We start from the raw sequence: 19,206 nt of genomic DNA on the forward strand, positions 1-19,206 counted from the left end.
GCCGCCGTGCCCGTCCGCGCGCTAGAGTCCCCCGGAACAGGGACGTTACTGATCAGTAAGGGGATCCGCCATGCGGCTCGGGATCAACCTCGGCTACTGGGGCGCCGGAATGGACGGCGACAACCTCGCCGTCGCCCAGGAGGCCGACCGGCTCGGCTACGACGTCTGCTGGGCGGCCGAGGCGTACGGCTCGGACGCGCCCACCGTGCTGGCCTGGGTCGCCGCCCAGACCGAGCGCATCGACGTCGGCTCGGCGATCCTCCAGATCCCGGCCCGCCAGCCCGCGATGACCGCGATGACCGCGGCCACCCTCGACTCGCTCACCGGCGGACGCTTCCGGCTGGGCCTCGGAGTCTCGGGCCCGCAGGTCTCCGAGGGCTGGTACGGCGTCAAGTTCGACAAGCCGCTGGCCCGCACCCGGGAGTACGTGGAGATCGTCCGCAAGGCGATGACCCGCGAGCGGCTCAGCTACGCGGGCGAGCACTGGACGCTGCCGCTGCCGGACGGTCCGGGCAAGCCGCTGAAGCTGACCGTGCACCCGCAGCGCGAGCACATTCCGCTCTACATCGCCGCCATCGGCCCCAAGAACCTGGAGCAGACCGGCGAGATCGCCGACGGCGCGCTGCTGATCTTCCCCTCCGCCGACCACCTGGAGGAGACCGCGATCCGCCATCTGCGCGCGGGCCGCGAGAAGGCGGGCCGGACGCTGGAGGGCTTCGACGTCTGCCCGACGCTGCCGCTGGCGCTCGGCGCGGACGCCGACGTCCCGGCGCTGGCCGACATGTTCCGCCCGTACACCGCGCTGTACGTCGGCGGCATGGGCAGCCGCAAGCAGAACTTCTACAACCAGCTCGCGCAGCGCATGGGGTACGAGAAGGAGGCAGCCGAGATCCAGGACAAGTACCTCTCGGGCGACAAGGCGGGCGCCGCCGCGGCCATCCCGCAGCAGCTCATCGACTCCACCACGCTGCTCGGCTCGGTGGAGCGGATCGCCGACCGGATGCGGGCCTACCGGGCCGCCGGGGTCACCACGCTCACCCTCGCCCCGGCCGGCTTCACCCTGGACGAGCGGGTGGCGGCGCTGCGGGCGGGCGTCGAGGCGCTGGAGCACGCCGGACTAGCGTGAGGCGGGGCCCGGGGTGACCCGGGAGGAGGTCTGCGGCCGTGGTGGGGGCTCGGGGGGTCTTCCCCGCCACGGCCGTCACCCCCAACAACGCGCCGTGCGCCGCCCGGGTTACGGGCGCGGGCGGCCTCGCGCGGTTCCTTCGTTCGGCCCAGCCGACCCGCATCCCTGTTGCCCCGTTCTGTACCTCGCATTTGACTTGCTCTTTGCAGATGTCTGTACGGAAGTCACGCGGAGGTACGGCGATGCTCTCGGCCAAGAGCCTGTTCCAGGAGATCCTCGACAACGACGAGTCGTTCCGGCTCTTCTGCTCGATCGCCGCCAGCGGCGAGAGCCAGGGGGGCTGGGAGAACGGCCGCATCAGCGCGCTCGTACCGCCCGGCCGGCGCGACCTCGCGCCCAAGATCGCGCGGCACGGCGCCGACGAGGACAAGCACGGCCGGATCTTCCACGCCCTTCTGAAGAAGCGCGGTCTGACGCCGCTGCCGGTGCCGCCCGGGACCGACTACACGATGCTCCTGGAGCGCGCCGGCATCGGGCTCGCCCACGAGCGGCTGCGCCGCGCCGAGCCGCTCACCGAGCAGGACATCGTCACCTACCTCGCGCACAGCCGGGTGACCGAGCAGCGGGCCGCCGACCAGATGGTGATGCTGGTGCGGTACTTCGGCGGCCACCCCGAGGTCGGCCGGGCGGTCAGGATGATCAGCAACGACGAGGACAACCACCTCGCGTACTGCCACGAGGAGCTGCTGCGCCTGGCCCGCGCGGGCCACGGCCGCACCATCCAGCGGGTGCTGCGCGAGTGCGCGCTGGCCGAGATCCGCGTCTACCGGGACGTCAGCCTGGCCGTGATGGACGAGATGGGCCGGGTCCTGGGCTGGCCCAGGGCCAAGTCGGCGGCGCTGACCGCGGGGATCCACGGCGTGTACGCGTACGAGCGGGCGGGCGGCTGGCGGCGCATGGTGACCCTGGCGATGCCCGAGCGCCGCGACGCGCTCGGCGGACCGGCGCTGGCGGCCCACGAGTTCGCCTGACCGCTCCCGGGCCGCCTCAGAGCCAGCCGCGGCGCTTGAACGTGCGGTACAGCAGCACTTCGAGCGCCGCCATCAGGACCAGCACCGCCGGATACGCCCAGACGTACTTCAGCTCCGGCATGTGCGTGAAGTTCATCCCGTAGATCCCCGCGACCATGGTCGGCACCGCAGCCATCGCCGCCCACGCGGAGATCTTGCGCATGTCGTCGTTCTGCCGCACGCCCATCTGCGCCAGATGCGCCGAGAGGATGTCGGAGAGCAGCCGGTCCAGGCCCTCCACGCCTTCGTTGGCGCGGGTCAGATGGTCGCTGACGTCGCGGAAGAACGGCTGCGCCTGGTCGTGCACGAACGGCACCCCGGCGCCGGAGAGCCGCTGCATCGGCTCGGCCAGCGGGCCGCTCGCGCGCCGGAACTCCAGGACCTGCCGCTTGAAGGTGTAGATCCGGGAGGCGACCGTGCTGCCGTTGTTCTGGGCGCGCCCCCTGCCCTCGCGGCCGACCGGGGCGAAGACCTCGGCCTCCAGCTCCTCCAGGTCGGTCTGGAGCTCGGCGGCGACCTCGGTGTAGTGGTCCACGACGGCGTCGCTCACGGCGTACAGGACGGTCGTCGGGCCGTGCCGCAGCAGCTCCGGCTCGGCCTCCAGCCGCATCCGCACGTCGTGCAGCGGCGAGCCCTCGCCGTGCCGGACGGTCACCACGAACGAGTCGCCGATGAACAGCATCAGTTCACCCGTGCTGACGGTGTCGCTCTCCGGCTCGTACGTCACCGGTTTGAGCACCGCGAACAGCGAGTCGTCGTACACCTCCAGCTTGGGCCGCTGATGGGCCGTCAGGGCGTCCTCGACCGCCAGCGCGTGCAGCCCGAACTCGCTGCTGACCATGGCGAACTCGTCCTCGGTCGGCTCGTACATGCCCAGCCACACGAACCCGTCCCCGGACGCCCGGGCCTCGTCCAGGGCGTCGGAGTAGTCCGCCGGGCCCTCGGTGCGGCGGCCGTCCCGGTAGATGGCGCAGTCGACGATCACGGCGCGCATTCTTCCCCGAAGCGGCACCGCCCGCACCCGCCCGCGCCGCTCGGCCTACGCTGGCCGACATGGCCACGCTGATCCTCGTACGTCACGGACGCTCCACCGCCAACACCTCCGGCGTGCTGGCCGGGCGCACCCCCGGGGTGCTGCTGGACGAGCGCGGCGCCGCCCAGGCCGCCGCGCTGCCGGACCGGCTCGCCGGGCTGCCGCTCGCCCTCGCCGTCTCCAGCCCGCTGGAGCGCTGCCGCGAGACCCTGCGCCCGCTCCTCGACGCCCGCCCCGGGCTCGCCCTGCACACCGACGAGCGCGTCAGCGAGTGCGACTACGGGGACTGGTCGGGCCGCAAGCTCGCCGAGCTCTCCGGGGACCCGCTGATGGAGGTGGTGCAGGCGCACCCCTCGGCGGCGGCGTTCCCGGGCGGCGAGTCGATGCGGGCCATGCAGCAGCGGGCCGTGGAGTCGGTGCGCGAGTGGAACGCGCGCGTGGACGACGAACACGGCCCGGAGGCAGCCTTCGTCCTGTGCTCGCACGGCGACGTCATCAAGTCGGTCGTCGCCGACGCCCTCGGCATGCATCTGGACCTCTTTCAGCGGATCTCGGTGGAACCGTGTTCCCTCACCGCGATCCGCTACACCCGGCTGCGCCCGTTCCTGCTGCGGCTGGGGGAGACCGGCGACTTCGGCTCGCTGGCGCCCAGCGCACCCAAGGAGTCCGGGGCGCCGCAGGGGGCCGAGGAGTCCGCGCGGGAGTCGGCCGCGGCCAGTCAGGCCGTGGTCGGGGGTGGCGCGGGAGCACCGTGATCGCCGGGCGCAGTAGGGTGGACGGGCCGAAAACCCCGCGCTCAGCCCCGGCGGCACCCTACTCACCGCTCAATTCGACATAGGGAGACCAGGACGTGTCCCGTCAGGTGTTCTTCTACGATCCGCCGGACCGCTTCGTGGCCGGTACGGTCGGGCTGCCCGGACGCCGTACGTTCTTCCTCCAGGCGTCCGCGGGCAGCCGTACCACCAGTGTCGCCCTGGAGAAGACGCAGGTCGCGGCGCTCGCCGAGCGCATCGACGAACTCCTCGACGAGGTCGTGCGGCGCACCGGGGGGAACGCCCCGGTCCCGGCCGTCGCCCCCGCCGACGTCACCGACACCGCGCCGCTGGACTCGCCCGTCGAGGAGGAGTTCCGGGTCGGCACCATGGCGCTGGCCTGGGACGGCGAGGAACAGCGCATGGTGATCGAGGCGCAGGCCCTCGTCGAGCTCGACGCGGACTCCGAGGAGGACCTCGCGGAGGCCGAGGAGCGGCTGCTCCAGGACGACGAGAACGGCCCGCCCATGCTGCGGGTGCGCCTGACCGGCGCCCAGGCCCGCGCGTTCGCCAAGCGCGCCCTGGACGTGGTGAACGCGGGCCGCCCGCCGTGCCCGCTGTGCAGCCTGCCGCTCGACCCGGAAGGACACGTATGCCCGCGCCAGAACGGATACCGACGGGGAGCCTGACGGCGGTGGAGCTGCTCACCAAGGGCGAGCTCACCGTGCGCGGCCGGATCCGCGAGGCGTCCAACGCGGTGCTCTACTGCTCCGTCGCGCACGAGGGCGAGAGCGTCTCCTGCGTCTACAAGCCGGTCGCCGGGGAGCGCCCGCTGTGGGACTTCCCGGACGGCACCCTCGCCCAGCGCGAGGTGGCCGCCTACGAGGTGTGCGCGGCGCTGGGCTGGGACCTGGTGCCGCCGACGGTGCTGCGCGACGGGCCCTACGGCGAGGGCATGGTCCAGCTGTGGATCGAGAGCGCCGACGGGGAGTCCGAGGAGGCCGGGGCCGGGCTGCTGGCGCTCGTCGACGCGGAGGAGCCGGGCGAGGGCTGGAAGGCCGTGGGGCTCGCCGACGTCGGCGAGGGCCGCACCGCGCTCCTGGTGCACGCGGACGACGAGCGGCTGCGCCGGCTCGCCGTGCTCGACGCCGTGATCAACAACGGTGACCGCAAGGGCGGCCACCTGCTGCCCGCGGCGGGCGGCGCGCTCTTCGGCATCGACCACGGCGTCACCTTCCACGTGGACGACAAGCTGCGCACCCTGCTGTGGGGGTGGGCGGGCGAGCCGCTGCCCGCCGAGGCGGTGGCGGCGCTCACCGGGCTGCGGGCCGCGCTGGCCGCCGGGGAGCCGCTGGCCACCCGACTGGCGGAGCTGATCACGGCGGGCGAGCTGGACGCCCTGCGCGGGCGGGTGGCGCGGCTGCTGGCCGACGGGGTGCACCGCAGCCCGTCGGGGGAGTGGCCGCCGATCCCCTGGCCGCCGGTGTAGGCGCTGGTCACGGCCGGAAGGGCGGGCCGGGCCCGGTACGGTGGTACGTATCGGGACAAGTGTGATCCATGCACGCCGGGCGGGGTCTGCGCAAGAGCGCGCATTCGGCCAAGAGCGCACCTCCGGTTCGAATATGGAGAGTGCATCCGGTTACGCTCGTGTACATGCATGCCTGGCCCGCTTCTGAGGTCCCCGCCCTGCCCGGCAAGGGCCGCGACCTCCGGATCCACGACACCGCGACCGGCGGTCTGGTCACCCTCGACCCCGGTCCCGTCGCCCGTATCTACGTCTGCGGCATCACGCCGTACGACGCGACCCACCTGGGTCACGCGGCGACCTACAACGCGTTCGACCTCGTCCAGCGCGTGTGGCTCGACACCAAGCGGCAGGTTCACTACGTCCAGAACGTGACCGACGTGGACGATCCGCTCCTGGAGCGCGCCATCCGCGACGGGCAGGACTGGACCGAGCTCGCCGAGCGCGAGACCTCGCTGTTCCGCGAGGACATGACCGCCCTGCGCATGCTCCCGCCCCGGCACTACATCGGTGCCGTGGAGGCGATACCCGGCATCGTCCCGCTGGTCGAACGGCTGCGGGACGCGGGCGCCGCCTACGAGCTCGACGGGGACATCTACTTCTCCGTGGAGAGCGACGCCCACTTCGGCCAGGTCTCCGGTCTGGACGCCGAAACGATGCGCCACCTCTCCGCCGAGCGCGGCGGCGACCCCGAGCGCCCCGGCAAGAAGAACCCCCTCGACCCGATGCTGTGGATGGCCGCCCGCGAGGGCGAGCCGAGCTGGGACGGCGCGAGCCTGGGCCGCGGCCGGCCCGGCTGGCACATCGAGTGCGTCGCCATCGCCCTGGACCACCTGGGCATGGGCTTCGACGTCCAGGGCGGCGGCTCCGACCTGGCCTTCCCGCACCACGAGATGGGCGCCTCCCACGCCCAGGTGCTGACCGGCGAGTTCCCGATGGCCAAGGCGTACGTGCACGCCGGAATGGTCGCGCTGCACGGCGAGAAGATGTCGAAGTCCCGGGGCAACCTGGTCTTCGTCTCCACGCTGCGCCGCGACGGGGTCGACCCGGCCGCGATCCGCCTCGCCCTGCTCTCGCACCACTACCGGGCCGACTGGGAGTGGACCGACCAGGTCCTCCAGGAGGCCCAGGAGCGGCTCGCCCGCTGGCGCGCGGCCGTCTCCCGCCCGGACGGGCCGTCCGCCGACGCGCTGGTCGAGGAGGTCCGAGCCGCGCTCGCCGAGGACCTGGACGCCCCGGCCGCGCTGCTCGCGGTGGACCGCTGGGCGGCCCGCCAGGCCGACGAGGGCGGCAGCGACGAGGGTGCGCCGGGCCTGGTCTCGCGCACGGTCGACGCACTGCTCGGCGTGGCCCTCTAGGAGCCGCGGGAACGATACGGCGGCCGCGCGCGGGCCGCAGGCACGAAAGCGCCGGGCGGGATCTCCCGCCCGGCGCTTTCGTGCGTCGGTGCCGACTGCTCAGTCGTCCGAGGGCTCCGGGCCCTCGCCGCCCTCGTCGGTGCTCTCGCGCGGCGGCTTCGGCGGCCGGGTGCGCCCGCTGCCGGGGTCGCGCAGGTACGAGGTGGACTCACCGCCGTCGGTGGCGTGGCCGCCGGGCGCCCCGGGCCCGCCGTCGCGCCGCCGCAGATACCGCTCGAACTCGCGGGCGATGGCCTCGCCGGACGCCTCGGGCAGGTCCGCGGTGTCCCGCGCCTCCTCCAACGTCTGCACGTACTCGGCCACTTCGCTGTCCTCGGCCGCCAGCTGGTCCACCCCGAGCTGCCAGGCGCGGGCGTCCTCGGCCAGGTCGCCCAGCGGGATGCGCAGGTCGATGAGGTCCTCCAGCCGGTTCAGCAGGGCCAGGGTGGCCTTGGGGTTGGGCGGCTGCGAGACGTAGTGGGGGACCGCCGCCCAGAGGCTGACCGCCGGGACGCCCGCGTGGGTGCACGCCTCCTGGAGGATGCCGACGATGCCGGTCGGACCCTCGTAGCGGGTCTCCTCCAGGTCCATGGTGCGCGCCAGGTCCGGGTCGGAGGTGACCCCGCTGACCGGCACCGGGCGGGTGTGCGGGGTGTCGCCGAGCAGCGCGCCCAGGATCACCACCATCTCGACGCCCAGTTCGTGCGCGAAGCCCAGGATCTCGTTGCAGAACGAGCGCCAGCGCATCGACGGTTCGATCCCGCGCACCAGCACCAGGTCGCGCGGCTTCTCGCCGCCGATCCGGACGACCGAGAGCCGGGTGGTGGGCCAGGTGATCCGGCGGACCCCGCCCTCCAGGAACACCGTCGGCCGGTTGACCTGGAAGTCGTAGTAGTCCTCGGCGTCCAGCGCGGCGAAGACCTCGCCCTTCCACTCCCGCTCCAGGTGAGCGACGGCTGAGGAGGCGGAGTCGCCCGCGTCGTTCCAGCCCTCGAACGCGGCGATCATGACCGGGTCGACCAGCTCGGGAACTCCCTCCAGCTCGATCACCCAGTGCCTCCCTCCGAAGTCCTCATGCGTACGCCCCAACCTTACGGCTTCAGCACTACCCCGCCGCAGCCCCCGTGCACGGCCCGGTCCCCGCCGGAGTGATGTCCGCATGAAGGGGCGTCAGATGGGGCATGCGGCGATCCGCCCGGACATTCATCCGAGCTGTACGGGGTCAGCGCCCCGGAATCCCGGCCTCGACCCCGGCATCCGGGGGTGCGGCGGCTTGAGACATCGGATGACTGTGAGAGATCGGATGTTCGACCAGATGTTCGTCGCAAGAGTTCTGCACACCGGACTCGGCCACCGGGGGCACGCGGCACCGGCCACCCGCTACGGCGCCTCCCGCAGCCACCGCTCCACGCCCGCGATGTGCACCGTCGCCCAGGACCGCGCCGCCTCCGCGTCCCGGTCCCGCAGGGCCGCCAGGATCGCGCGGTGCTCGCGCAGGGTGCGGGCCACCGCGTCCTGCCTGGCGAGCCCGCGCCACACCCGGGCCCGGGTGGCGGGCCCGGACAGACCGTCCAGCAGCGAGCAGAGCACCGAGTTCCCGGCGCTCCGCACGATCGTGCGGTGGAACTCCAGGTCGCAGGCGACCAGTTCCTCCACCGAGGGGTCCGGGCCCAGCGCGTCCAGCCGGGCGGTCAGCGCGTCGAGCTGGGCCTGTTCGATCCGGCCCGCCGCCGTCGCCGTCGCGGCGGGCTCCAGGATCCGCCGGACGGCCAGGAACTCCAGGACCGTGTCGTCGCGGTGGAGGTCCACGACGAAGCCCAGCGCCTCCAGGAGGAGCTGCGGGGCGAGGCTGGTGACATAGGTGCCGTCGCCCTGGCGCACGTCGAGGACGCGGATCAGCGAGAGCGCGCGGACCGCCTCGCGCAGGGAGTTCCTGGACAGGCCCAGTCCGGCGGCGAGTTCGCTCTCCCTGGGGAGCCGGTCGCCCGGCCGCAGCGCACCGGAGACGATCAGTTCCTTGATCTTCTCGATGGCCTCGTCGGTGACTGCCACGGGGCGACCTCCAGACATCGGATGAATCGCTCCCCATTATGCGGCCGGGCCGGTCACGCCTCCCAGAGCGCCGTCGGTGCCTCCTTGCGCACCACCGGGGCGATCTCCTCCGCGAACCGCTGGAGCGTCTCCAACTGCTCGGCCGTGGAGAGCCCGAAGGCGTCCACGGTCACCGACTGGAGGTCGTGCCGGTACACCTCGTGGTAGCCGAGGATCTTGTCGATGATCCGCTGCGGCGAGCCGATCAGCTGCGGCCCGTTCTCGATCGCGTCCTCGATGGTCCTGAACGGCGTGTTGTAGCCCACCTTGCCCTCCAGGTGCGGCTGGTACGTCTGGCGCACCCGCGCCTCGTACACCTCCCGGTAGCGGGCCACCGCCTGCTCGTCGGTGTCCGCGATCAGCAGCCCGCCCGAGCCCGCCGCCACGTACGCGCGCGCCGGGTCGTGCCCGTACTCCTCGAACTTCTCCCGGTAGTGCGCGATCAGCTTCGCGTACGCCTCACGGGGCTGGATGGCGTTGGCGGTGAAGAGCGGATCGCCGTGCTTGGCCGCCAGCTCCGGCGAGTTGAGGCTGGTCGCCGAGCCGTGCCAGACCCTCGGCACCCCGGCGTAGGGCCGCGGCACGGTCGTCACCCCGCGCAGCGGCGGGCGGAACTCGCCCTCCCAGTCGACGTCCTCCTCGCTCCACAGCCGCCGCAGCAGCTCGTACTTCTCCTTCTGGAGGTCCCACTGCCGGGACTCGTCCAGGCCGAACAGGTCGAAGTGGCCGGCCTCCGCGCCCTTGCCGACGACGAGTTCGACGCGGCCCCGGGAGATCTGGTCGAGGGTGGCGAAGTCCTCGGCGACCCGGACCGGGTCCAGGATCGCGACGACCGTGACCCCGGTGAGCAGCCTGATGGTGGTGGTGCGGGCGGCGAGGGCGCCGAGCAGCACGGTCGGGCTGGACGACAGGAAGGCGCCGGCGTGCCGTTCGCCGACCGCGTAGGCGTCGAAGCCGAGGCGTTCGGCGGCCTCGCCGACGCCCAGCACCTGCGCCAACCGGTCGGCGGCGGTGGGGAGTTCACCGGTGAGGGGATGAGGGGCGTGGCCGACGAGGGAGAGCACCTGGAATCTCATGGCTCCACTGTCACGGCGTGTTGTTGCACGCACGTGTACGCGGTGTGGCAGTCCTCCCGTACGCCCCTCCCGTACGTACGCCGGACGGCCGGAAGGGGCGGCTCCCCCCGTGGGAACCGCCCCTTCCGGCTGACTGGCCGAACCAACTATACGTCAGGCGCGCTTGCCGAGCAGGTCGTCGACCTTGCCGCGGATCTCGTCCGTGGCCAGGCCCCGGATCGTCAGCGTGGTGCGGCGGCGCAGCACGTCGTCGGCCGTCTCGGCCCACTCGTGGTCGCGCGCGTACACGACCTGCGCCCAGATCTCCGGCGCGTCCGGGTGGATGCGCTCGGCGAGGGCGGCGTCCTCGTTGGCCAGGCGCGCGATGTCGAAGGAGAGCGAACCGTAGTGCGTGGCCAGGTGCTTGGCGGTGTCGGCCGCCATGCGCGGGCCGGGCGCCGGGCCGTCCACCATCAGGCGGTGGGCGACGGCGCGCGGGTTGGCTATGCCGGGCAGCGGCAGCTTGCCGGGCAGCGAGGAGATCGGCTCGAAGTCGTCACCGAGCGGACGGCCCGGCAGCTGCTCCAGCTTCTGCATCACCGTACGGCCGATGTGGCGGAAGGTCGTCCACTTGCCGCCGGCGACCGAGAGCATGCCGCCGCGGCCCTCGGTGACGACGGTCTCGCGCTTGGCCTTGGAGGTGTCGCCCGGGCCGCCGGGCAGGACGCGCAGACCGGCGAAGGAGTACGTGATCAGATCGCGCGAGAGCTGCTGGTCGCGGATGGAGAAGGCGGCCTCGTCCAGGATCTGGGCGGTGTCCTTCTCGGTGACCGCGACGTCCGCCGGGTCGCCCTCGAACTCCTCGTCCGTGGTGCCGAGCAGGAGCATGTCCTCCCACGGCAGGGCGAAGGTGATGCGGTACTTGTCGATCGGGGTGGCCAGCGCGGCCTTCCAGGGGGAGGTGCGCTTGAGGACCAGGTGCGCGCCCTTGGAGAGGCGGATGGAGGGGGCCGCGTTCGGGTCCTCCATCTTGCGCAGGTGGTCGACCCAGGGGCCGGTGGCGTTGAGCACCAGACGGGCGTCGACGCCGAACTCGTCGCCGGAGAGGCGGTCGCGCAGCTCCGCACCGGTGACCCGGCCCTTGGTGAAGCGCAGCCCGGTGACCTCGGCGTGGTTGAGCACGGCCGCGCCCGCGTCCACGGCGGCGCGGACCGTCATCAGGGCCATGCGCGCGTCGTTCATCTGGTCGTCGCCGTACACGGCCACGGCCTTCAGGTTGTCGGTGCGCAGCTCCGGCACGTCCTGCGCGGCCTTGGAGGGCGAGAGCAGGTGGCCGACGCCGTCACCGAAGGCGGAGAGCGCCGAGTAGGCGAAGACGCCCGCGCCCAGCTTGGCCGCGCCGTGCGGGCCGCCCTTGTAGACGGGCAGGTAGAAGGTGAGCGGGTTGGCGAGGTGCGGTGCCACCTGACGCGACACCGCACGCCGCTCGAAGTGGTTCTCGGCCACCAGCTTCACGGCACCGGTCTGCAGGTAGCGCAGACCGCCGTGCAGGAGCTTGGAGGAGGCCGAGGAGGTGGCGCCGGCGAAGTCGCCGGCGTCCACCAGGGCCACCCGCAGCCCGGACTGCGCGGCGTGCCAGGCAGTGGAGATGCCCAGGATGCCGCCGCCGATCACCAGGAGGTCGTACGTCGCCTTGGAAAGCTGCTCCCGAGTTTCGGCGCGGCTCGGAAGGGAGCCGGAGGCCGGGTGCGTCCCGAGGGCGGGGACGCTCTGCAGGGTGGTCATTTCGATTACTCCTCGTCCTCGATCCAGCCCATGGTCCGCTCGACGGCCTTGAGCCAGTTCTTGTACTCGCTGTCACGCTTGTCGGCGTCCATGCGAGGGGTCCATTCCGCCGCCCGGCGCCAGTTGGCGCGCAGCGCGTCGGTGTCCGGCCAGAAGCCGACGGCCAGACCGGCGGCGTAGGCGGCGCCGAGGCAGGTGGTCTCGGCGACCATCGGACGCACCACGGGCGCGTCCAGGAAGTCCGAGAGGGTCTGCATCAGCAGGTTGTTGGAGGTCATGCCGCCGTCGACCTTGAGCGCGGTCAGCTCGACGCCGGAGTCCTTGGTCATGGCGTCGGTGATCTCGCGGGTCTGCCAGGCGGTGGCCTCAAGAACGGCGCGCGCGATGTGCGCCTTGGTGACGTACCGGGTGAGACCGGCGATCACACCGCGGGCGTCGGAGCGCCAGTACGGGGCGAACAGGCCGGAGAAGGCCGGCACGAAGTAGGCGCCGCCGTTGTCCTCGACCGAGAGCGCCAGCGTCTCGATCTCCGCGGCGGTCTTGATCATGCCCATCTGGTCGCGCATCCACTGCACCAGCGAACCGGTGACGGCGATCGAGCCCTCCAGGGCGTAGACCGGCTTCTGCTCGCCGATCTGGTAGCCGACGGTGGTCAGCAGGCCGTTGTAGGAGTTGACGGGCTTGTCACCGGTGTTCATCAGCATGAAGGTGCCGGTGCCGTACGTGGACTTGGCCTCGCCCTCGGAGAAGCAGGTCTGGCCGAACAGGGCCGCCTGCTGGTCGCCGAGCGCGGAGGCGACCGGGACGCCGTCCAGGACGCCGCCCTTGGCGTGGCCGTACACCTCGGCGGAGGAGCGGATCTCGGGCAGCACGGCCGCCGGGATCTCCATCGACGACAGGATCTTGTCGTCCCACGCCATCTCGTGGAGGTTCATCAGCAGCGTGCGCGAGGCGTTGGTGACGTCCGTGACGTGCACACCGCCGTCGGTGCCGCCGGTCAGGTTCCAGATGACCCAGGAGTCCATGGTGCCGAAGAGGATGTCGCCGCGCTCGGCGCGCTCGCGCAGGCCCTCGACGTTGTCGAGCAGCCAGCGGACCTTGGGGCCGGCGAAGTACGAGGCGAGCGGCAGGCCCGTCTCGCGGCGGAAGCGGTCCTGGCCCACGTTGCGGCCGAGCTCGCGGCAGAGGGCGTCGGTGCGGGTGTCCTGCCACACGAGCGCGTTGTGCACGGGCTCGCCGGTGTTCTTGTCCCACAGCAGCGTGGTCTCGCGCTGGTTGGTGATGCCGATCGCCTTGACGTCGGCGGCGGTGATGCCGGCCTTGTCGATGGCGCCCGCCACGACCTCCTGGACGTTGGTCCAGATCTCGGCGGCGTCGTGCTCGACCCAGCCCGGCTTCGGGAAGATCTGCTCGTGCTCCTTCTGGTCGACCGAGACGATCCGGCCGTCCTTGTCGAACACGATGCAGCGGGAGGAGGTGGTGCCCTGGTCGATGGCCGCGATGAACGGGCCGTGGCCGTGCGAGGCGGTGGTGTGGGTGTCGCTCACGGGTGCTCCTGAAGTCTGAAGGTCTCTACGGCTCTGTCGCTGTACGGATCAGGCGAACGCGATGTTGTACAGGCCACCGGCGAGGGCGGCACCGGCCAGCGGGCCGACGACCGGCACCCAGGCGTAGCCCCAGTCCGAACCGCCCTTGTTGGGCAGCGGCAGCAGGGAGTGCACGATGCGCGGGCCGAGGTCGCGGAACGGGTTGATGGCGTAGCCGGTGGGGCCGCCGAGCGAGAGGCCGATGCCGACGACGACCAGCGAGGTGATCAGTACGCCGATGACGCCGAGGCCCTTGCCGTCGCCGTTGAGGCCCTGCGTGAGGATGGCCAGGACCAGCACGAACGTACCGATGATCTCGGTGGTGAGGTTCTGTATCGCGTTGCGGATCTCGGGGCCGGTGGAGAAGATCCCGAGCACCGGGCCGGCCGCGCTGCCGTTGTGCGGACCCTCGGCCGGCTTGGCGGCCTGGTCGACGGGCTTGACGATCTCCGGGTCCGTCATGTGCGCCTGGAACTGGCCGTAGTAGGCCAGCCAGACCAGCGTGGCGCCGATCATCGCGCCGAGCAGCTGCCCGGCGAGGTAGACCGGGACGTCGCTCCACTCGGTGCCGCCCTCGATGGCCAGACCCAGGGTCACGGCCGGGTTGAGGTGCGCGCCCGAGAGGGGGGCGGAGATGTAAGCGCCGGTGAGCACCGCGAAGCCCCACCCGAAGGTGATGGCGAGCCAGCCCGCGTTGCGTGCCTTGGAGCTCTTCAGCGTGACGGCGGCGCACACGCCACCGCCGAGCAGGATGAGAACGGCGGTACCGATGATCTCGCCGGTGAAGATGTCGGAGCTGGACACCCGCGACTCCTTTGTCCTTCGTCCAGGGGAAGGCGAACCACGGGTCACTCCGTTGGTCCGCGCCCTCACGTCGAGGGCTTGGCGGCCCTTGGCGTTGTCACACTCTAACTCGTATTGCCGTTAGGTGTTCGACAATGCCGACCGATGAACGGCAGTGTTGCTCCGGGGTTAAGTCGTCGTCAAGGGTTCTGTGACCGGTATCCCGATCGTTACCAGTCGGTATGTTCCGGCCACATGATCGAAAACTTTCGGCCGAGGTCGGAAGTGATCAGGACTGCGCGGAAACCAGCAGGTCAAGCGGCTGTCCACGGGGTTGCGGGGGCATCCGGGGCCTGCCGGGGGCCGTCGACGGTCCGCAGGGGCCGGCCGGGGCCCGCCGGGGGCTAGAAGCGCCCGGCGCCCAGGTCGCGCGAGACCGAGCGGGCGCAGTCGCGCACCGCCGCCACCAGCTCGGAGCGCACCTCGCCGTCCTTGCACACCCGCTCCACGGCCCCGGTCACGCCCACCGCGCCCACCGGCATCCGCCGCCGGTCGAAGATCGGCGCGGCCACCGAGGCCACCCCGTCCCAGGTCTCCTCCAGGTCGCTGGCCCAGCCGCGTGCCCGCGCCAGGTCCAGCAGCTCCTCGAAGCCCGCGGGCCCGGTCACCGTGCGCGGGGTGAAGGCGGTCCGCTCGCCGTCCACCGCCTCGGTGTGCGCCACCGGGTCGAAGGCGGAGAGGACCTTGCCCAGCGCGGTCGAGTGCAGCGGCTGCATGGCGCCGACCTCCAGCACCTGACGGCTGTCGTCGGGCCGGAAGACGTGGTGCATGATCAGCACGCCCTGCTGGTGCAGGACCCCCACGTACACGCTCTCGCCGCTGGAGCGCGCCAGGTCGTCCGTCCACACCAGGGCGCGGGCCCGCAGCTCGTGCACGTCCAGATAGCTGTTGCCCAGGCGCAGCAGCTCCGCGCCGAGCTGGTAGCGGCCCGACGCCGGGTCCTGCTCGACGAACCCCTCCGCCTGGAGGGTGCGCAGGATGCCGTGCGCGGTGCCCTTCGCGAGGCCCAGCGCGGAGGCCACCTCGGACAGGCCGAGCCGCCGCTCGCCGCCCGCGAGCAGCCGCAGCATTGCGGCCGCCCGTTCGAGCGACTGGATGTTCCGCGCCATCGCGCTTCCTCCACTTCGGAACGCTGAGTTCGACAATGCTGAACAGTATCGGCCGTTGTCGACCTCATGTCACCGTGATGGCGGCGTCCGCACCCGGCCGGCCCGTTCAGCGGGAGGACGGTCCGGGGCCACCCGCCCGTCACCCGCGCGGCCCCGGCGCGGTCTTGCCCCGTGGGACACCTGTGCCCACGCGGGCCCCGCCCGGTTACCCTGACCGGGTGCGGCCTCCCCTTGGAGACCGCAAAGCCGACAGCCGTCGCACTCCAGGGAGCACATCCATGGCCTCGTTGCCGACCCCTTCCGCCGACAGCCGGAACCGCGCCGACGCACTCCGCGAAGCGCTCGCCACCCGAGTGGTGGTGGCCGATGGAGCCATGGGCACCATGCTCCAGGCCCAGGACCCGACCCTGGAGGACTTCCAGGACCTCGAGGGCTGCAACGAGATCCTGAACATCACGCGGCCCGACATCGTGCGCTCGGTGCACCAGGAGTACTTCGCGGTCGGCGTCGACTGCGTGGAGACCAACACCTTCGGCGCCAACTTCTCCGCCCTCGGCGAGTACGACATCCCCGAGCGGGTGTACGAGCTGTCCGAGGCGGGCGCCCGGATCGCCCGCGAGGTGGCCGACGAGTTCACCGCGTCCACCGGACAGCAGCGCTGGGTGCTCGGCTCCATGGGCCCCGGCACCAAGCTGCCCACCCTCGGCCACGCCCCGTACACCGTCCTGCGCGACGCCTACCAGCAGAACGCCGAGGGCATGCTCGCGGGCGGCGCCGACGCGCTCCTGGTGGAGACCACCCAGGACCTGCTCCAGACCAAGGCCGCCATCCTCGGCGCCCAGCGCGCCCTCGACGTGGCGGGCTACCGGGTCCCGATCATCTGCTCGGTGACCGTCGAGACCACCGGCACCATGCTGCTCGGCTCCGAGATCGGCGCCGCGCTCACCGCGCTGGAGCCGCTCGGCATCGACATGATCGGCCTCAACTGCGCCACCGGCCCGGCCGAGATGAGCGAGCACCTGCGCTACCTCGCCCGCAACGCGCGGATCCCGCTCTCCTGCATGCCCAACGCCGGACTGCCCGTCCTCGGCAAGGACGGCGCGCACTACCCGCTCTCCGCGCCGGAGCTGGCGGACGCCCAGCAGACCTTCGTCAACGAGTACGGCCTCTCGCTGGTCGGCGGCTGCTGCGGCACCACGCCCGAGCACCTGCGCCAGGTCGTGGAGCGGGTGCGGGGCCTGGCCCCCACCGAGCGCCGTCCGCGCCCCGAGCCCGGCGCCGCCTCGCTCTACCAGAGCGTGCCGTTCCGCCAGGACACCGCGTACATGGCGATCGGCGAGCGCACCAACGCCAACGGCTCCAAGAAGTTCCGCGAGGCCATGCTGGAGGGCCGCTGGGACGACTGCGTGGAGATGGCCCGCGACCAGATCCGCGAGGGCGCCCACATGCTCGACCTCTGCGTCGACTACGTGGGCCGCGACGGCGTCGCCGACATGGAGGAGCTGGCGGGCCGCTTCGCCACCGCCTCCACCCTGCCGATCGTCCTGGACTCCACCGAGGTGAACGTCCTGCGTGCCGGACTGGAGAAGCTCGGCGGGCGCGCGGTCATCAACTCCGTCAACTACGAGGACGGCGACGGCCCCGAGTCCCGCTTCGCCAAGGTCACCGAGCTGGCGGTGGAGCACGGCGCCGCCCTGATCGCGCTGACCATCGACGAGGAGGGCCAGGCCCGCACCGTCGAGAACAAGGTCGCCATCGCCGAGCGGCTCATCGAGGACCTCACCGGCAACTGGGGGGTGCGCGAGTCGGACATCCTCATCGACTGCCTCACCTTCACCATCTGCACCGGCCAGGAGGAGTCCCGCAAGGACGGCATCGCCACCATCGAGGCGATCCGCGAGCTCAAGCGCCGCCGCCCGGACGTCCAGACCACGCTGGGCCTGTCCAACATCTCCTTCGGCCTCAACCCGGCCGCCCGCGTGGTGCTGAACTCCGTCTTCCTCGACGAGTGCGTCAAGGCGGGCCTGGACTCCGCGATCGTGCACGCCTCCAAGATCCTGCCCATCGCGCGGCTGGAGGAGGAGCAGGTCAAGGTCGCCCTCGACCTCATCCACGACCGCCGCGCGGAGGGCTACGACCCGCTCCAGCGGCTGATGGAGCTCTTCGAGGGCGTCAGCACCAAGTCGATGAAGGCGGGCAAGGCCGAGGAGCTCCTGGCCCTGCCGCTGGAGGAGCGCCTGCAGCGCCGGATCATCGACGGCGAGAAGAACGGCCTGGAGGCCGACCTCGACGAGGCGCTGGAGACCCGCCCGGCGCTCGACATCGTCAACGACACCCTCCTGGAGGGCATGAAGGTCGTCGGCGAGCTCTTCGGCTCCGGCCAGATGCAGCTGCCGTTCGTCCTGCAGTCCGCCGAGGTGATGAAGACCGCGGTGGCCCATCTGGAGCCGCACATGGAGAAGTCCGACGCGGAGGGCAAGGGCACCATCGTGCTGGCCACCGTGCGCGGCGACGTCCACGACATCGGCAAGAACCTCGTCGACATCATCCTCTCCAACAACGGCTACAACGTCGTCAACCTCGGCATCAAGCAGCCCGTCTCCGCGATCCTGGAGGCCGCCGAGGAGCACCGGGCCGACGTCATCGGCATGTCCGGGCTGCTGGTGAAGTCGACCGTGATCATGAAGGAGAACCTGGAGGAGCTCAACCAGCGCAAGCTGGCGGCCGACTACCCGGTGATCCTGGGCGGCGCGGCCCTCACGCGCGCGTACGTCGAGCAGGACCTGCACGAGATCTACGAGGGCGAAGTCCGCTACGCGCGCGACGCGTTCGAGGGGCTGCGCCTGATGGACGCGCTGGTCGCGGTGAAGCGCGGAGTGCCCGGCGCCACCCTGCCCGAGCTCAAGCAGCGCCGCGTGCCCAAGCGCGCCGCCGCCGTGGCCGAGGCGGAGGAGCCCGAGGGCTCGGTCCGCTCGGACGTGGCCGTCGACAACCCCGTCCCCGAGCCGCCGTTCTGGGGCACCCGGGTGATCAAGGGGATCGGCCTCAAGGAGTACGCGTCCTGGCTCGACGAGGGCGCCCTCTTCAAGGGCCAGTGGGGACTGAAGCAGAACCGGGCCGGTGACGGGCCGAGCTACGAGGAGCTCGCCGAGACCGAGGGCCGGCCGCGGCTGCGCGGCTGGCTGGAGCAGCTGCACACGCGCAACCTGCTGGAGGCGGCCGTCGTCCACGGCTACTTCCCGTGCGTCTCCAAGGGCGACGACCTGATCATCCTCAACGAGGACGGCTCGGAGCGGACCCGCTTCACCTTCCCGCGCCAGCGCCGGGGCCGCCGGCTCTGCCTCGCGGACTTCTTCCGCCCGGAGGAGTCCGGCGAGACCGACGTGGTCGGGCTCCAGGTGGTCACGGTCGGCTCGAAGATCGGCGAGGCCACGGCCGAGCTCTTCGAGGCCAACTCCTACCGCGACTACCTCGAACTGCACGGCCTGTCCGTGCAGTTGGCGGAGGCGCTGGCCGAGTACTGGCACGCCCGGGTGCGCGGCGAGCTCGGCTTCGGCGGGGAGGACCCGGCCGAGGTGCAGGACATGTTCGACCTGAAGTACCGGGGCGCGCGCTTCTCGCTGGGCTACGGGGCCTGCCCCGACCTGGAGGACCGCGCCAAGATCGCCGAGCTGCTCCGGCCCGAGCGGATCGGCGTCCACCTCTCCGAGGAGTTCCAGCTGCACCCCGAGCAGTCCACGGACGCCATCGTCATCCACCACCCGGAGGCGAAGTACTTCAACGCCCGCTGAGGCCCGGCCGGGTCCCCGGGTGCGCAAGACCGCCCGGGGACCG

15 protein-coding genes are annotated in these 19,206 nt (G+C 71.9%); 7 read left to right on the forward strand and 8 right to left on the reverse strand.

The genetic code is table 11. The annotated features are described in order from the left end of the window. Positions 1–70: 70 nt before the first annotated feature. Positions 71–1,126, forward strand: a complete 1,056-nt coding sequence (locus AB5J87_RS28440; RefSeq protein ID WP_369380575.1) for an LLM class F420-dependent oxidoreductase — start codon at positions 71–73, stop codon at positions 1,124–1,126. 242 nt (positions 1,127–1,368) lie between these two features. Next, entirely contained in the window at positions 1,369–2,157 is a 789-nt protein-coding gene (locus AB5J87_RS28445) for a ferritin-like domain-containing protein (RefSeq protein WP_369380576.1), read from the forward strand. Positions 2,158–2,173: 16 nt separating this feature from the next. Here AB5J87_RS28445 and AB5J87_RS28450 read toward each other — a convergent pair whose 3' ends face one another. Next, complete coding sequence (locus AB5J87_RS28450; RefSeq protein WP_369380577.1) at positions 2,174–3,190, reverse strand: magnesium and cobalt transport protein CorA; 1,017 nt, start codon at positions 3,188–3,190, stop codon at positions 2,174–2,176. Between the two features lie 59 nt (positions 3,191–3,249). Here AB5J87_RS28450 and AB5J87_RS28455 point away from each other — a divergent pair, with 59 nt between their 5' ends. The 4 genes from AB5J87_RS28455 (at position 3,250) to mshC (ending at position 6,864) form a co-directional block, all read left to right on the forward strand. Beyond that, the gene (locus AB5J87_RS28455; protein WP_369380579.1) at positions 3,250–3,984 is read left to right on the forward strand and encodes a histidine phosphatase family protein; all 735 of its coding nucleotides are present in this window, start codon (positions 3,250–3,252) and stop codon (positions 3,982–3,984) included. 95 nt (positions 3,985–4,079) lie between these two features. Next, positions 4,080–4,670 carry a DUF3090 domain-containing protein gene (locus AB5J87_RS28460; protein ID WP_101387529.1) on the forward strand — a complete coding sequence of 197 codons (591 nt, stop codon included), beginning with the start codon at positions 4,080–4,082 and terminating at the stop codon, positions 4,668–4,670. Then, on the forward strand, positions 4,634–5,470 hold the full coding sequence (locus tag AB5J87_RS28465; RefSeq protein ID WP_369380581.1) for an SCO1664 family protein: 837 nt from the start codon (positions 4,634–4,636) through the stop codon (positions 5,468–5,470). The genes AB5J87_RS28460 and AB5J87_RS28465 overlap by 37 nt, the downstream gene beginning before the upstream one ends. Positions 5,471–5,634: 164 nt before the next feature. Beyond that, positions 5,635–6,864, forward strand: a complete 1,230-nt coding sequence (mshC, locus tag AB5J87_RS28470; protein ID WP_369380583.1) for a cysteine--1-D-myo-inosityl 2-amino-2-deoxy-alpha-D-glucopyranoside ligase — start codon at positions 5,635–5,637, stop codon at positions 6,862–6,864. 99 nt (positions 6,865–6,963) lie between these two features. Here mshC and AB5J87_RS28475 read toward each other — a convergent pair whose 3' ends face one another. From AB5J87_RS28475 to AB5J87_RS28505, 7 genes are all read right to left on the reverse strand, one after another. After that, positions 6,964–7,953: a PAC2 family protein gene (locus AB5J87_RS28475; RefSeq protein ID WP_369380585.1), complete on the reverse strand. Its 990-nt coding sequence runs from the start codon at positions 7,951–7,953 to the stop codon at positions 6,964–6,966. Between the two features lie 330 nt (positions 7,954–8,283). Next, positions 8,284–8,955, reverse strand: a complete 672-nt coding sequence (locus AB5J87_RS28480; protein WP_369380587.1) for a FadR/GntR family transcriptional regulator — start codon at positions 8,953–8,955, stop codon at positions 8,284–8,286. Positions 8,956–9,008: 53 nt separating this feature from the next. Next, positions 9,009–10,070, reverse strand: coding sequence for an LLM class flavin-dependent oxidoreductase (locus AB5J87_RS28485; RefSeq protein ID WP_369380590.1), 1,062 nt, complete (start codon positions 10,068–10,070; stop codon positions 9,009–9,011). A gap of 153 nt (positions 10,071–10,223) precedes the next feature. Continuing rightward, a complete protein-coding gene (locus AB5J87_RS28490) occupies positions 10,224–11,834 on the reverse strand; it encodes an FAD-dependent oxidoreductase (RefSeq protein ID WP_369380592.1) in 1,611 nt (536 codons plus the stop codon). 5 nt (positions 11,835–11,839) lie between these two features. Further along, positions 11,840–13,381: a glycerol kinase GlpK gene (glpK, locus tag AB5J87_RS28495; RefSeq protein WP_369380594.1), complete on the reverse strand. Its 1,542-nt coding sequence runs from the start codon at positions 13,379–13,381 to the stop codon at positions 11,840–11,842. Between the two features lie 48 nt (positions 13,382–13,429). Beyond that, on the reverse strand, positions 13,430–14,224 hold the full coding sequence (locus AB5J87_RS28500; protein ID WP_369380596.1) for an MIP/aquaporin family protein: 795 nt from the start codon (positions 14,222–14,224) through the stop codon (positions 13,430–13,432). Between the two features lie 383 nt (positions 14,225–14,607). Further along, positions 14,608–15,372: an IclR family transcriptional regulator gene (locus tag AB5J87_RS28505; protein ID WP_369380599.1), complete on the reverse strand. Its 765-nt coding sequence runs from the start codon at positions 15,370–15,372 to the stop codon at positions 14,608–14,610. A 278-nt stretch (positions 15,373–15,650) separates the two neighbouring features. Between AB5J87_RS28505 and metH the strand changes: the two genes are divergently transcribed. Then, positions 15,651–19,163, forward strand: coding sequence for a methionine synthase (metH, locus tag AB5J87_RS28510; RefSeq protein ID WP_369380601.1), 3,513 nt, complete (start codon positions 15,651–15,653; stop codon positions 19,161–19,163). The last annotated feature ends 43 nt before the right edge of the window (positions 19,164–19,206 follow it).

Source organism: Streptomyces sp. cg36 (assembly GCF_041080675.1).
Taxonomy (GTDB): Bacteria; Actinomycetota; Actinomycetes; order Streptomycetales; family Streptomycetaceae; genus Streptomyces.